The organism is bacterium, from assembly GCA_024228115.1.
Classification (GTDB): Bacteria; Myxococcota_A; UBA9160; order UBA9160; family UBA6930.
The window spans coordinates 1-1,299 of record JAAETT010000523.1; the positions used below are offsets into that span (position 1 = coordinate 1).

The 1,299-nt window shown below is 59.4% G+C and carries 1 protein-coding gene and 1 pseudogene; both read left to right on the forward strand.

Annotated features, from left to right (window positions below):
- Positions 1-134: 134 nt before the first annotated feature.
- Positions 135-629: pseudogene (locus GY937_21800) on the forward strand (hypothetical protein).
- Complete coding sequence (locus GY937_21805; GenBank protein MCP5059347.1) at positions 619-1,026, forward strand: hypothetical protein; 408 nt, start codon at positions 619-621, stop codon at positions 1,024-1,026. The pseudogene GY937_21800 and the gene GY937_21805 overlap by 11 nt, the downstream one beginning before the upstream one ends.
- Positions 1,027-1,299 lie beyond the last annotated feature (273 nt).

Here is a 1,299-nt window from a genome sequence, read left to right on the forward strand (position 1 = left end):
CTCGATCGCCAGATCAGACACTACCTCGCGGCTCTCGATCGCGAACTCGACACCGATCCGCCGTTCTGACGAGAAACCAGCACTCGCGCGCGACCACGGCTAGATGATCAGATTTCTACGGTTTCTCGTGATCGCCAACAACAGGGAGGCACATCAACGCGGATCCGATCGCGCAACAGGGTGGGATCGCCATCTATACGTACGCGTTGAACAATCCGATTGTCGCGTATGACCCGAACGGATTGGACGTTAGGTATTCAAACACCGCGGCCGTCGGCGGGCTCCATCAAAAGGTGTCGGTTGATACGCCGACGGGTTCTTACGGTCAATCATTTGGGCTGCCAGTTGGCGGGGAAAGTGATGGTTTCGTTGGGGCCAGCAGTTCCGGCGAGACAGGTCCCGGAGAGGAAGGCTCGGGGGTTGTCTACAAGGATCCTGCCCCTGAAACCAAGATTCAGGACACTATCTCGACAACGCCTAGTAAGGACGCAGCGATCAAGGAGTGGCTCGAGTCTCAGCTGGGAGATACGGGCCCGTATCTCCCGTCGGCAATAGCTGTCGAGACTACTCGCAGGACACTCTTAATGAAATCCGAAGAAAGCAAAAAGCGAGGCGAATTTGGCAAATAGACGGCGGCTGGCGATCTGTGCACTTGCTGCAGCGCTCTTCGCGGGATGCAACCAAACGCTCTCCAAAGACGATATGGAATTGCCGGATAATCTTGAGTTCTTCGTGTACTCGCAGGGAAGAATTGTCGAGTCAGGACCTGTCGACCCGACGCATCCCTTCGTGCAGGAGATGCAGGCGTGGCTTGATGTGAATCGAGGGGGATGGCGGCGCGATTGGAATTCCTACGCGCCGGGTATCCGCCTGAGCGCAGGTTCGTTCTCTGTAGTGCTCTCAGATGACGGGACCTTCATCGTGCTCAACATACCTAACGCCAAGGGCGTTTTTTCTCAGCTCAGCAGATCCGTGGTCACGGATCAAGCGCGAGAGTTCGTGGCGGCGGCAAAGCTGAATCCCTGAGCCCATCCGATGAGGAACAGGGACGCTCTTTCCGCAATTCAGTTCCGCGCCGAGGTCGGCCTTGGTCATCGACGCAGAACTCGGCTCGCACCCACAACCCCCCGCCCGCCCGTCCGGAGCCCCGCACGGGGATCATGGGCTGGCGCCGAGTTCGGCCCGGAGCCGGGCTCGACGCGTGCGAGAGTGGGCAGCCCCCGCGCCCGCCTACCCCAAGAGTCGGAGGGGCCTACCTTCCCGTCGTGCACGTTCTGATCCTCACCAGCCTGCTCCTGC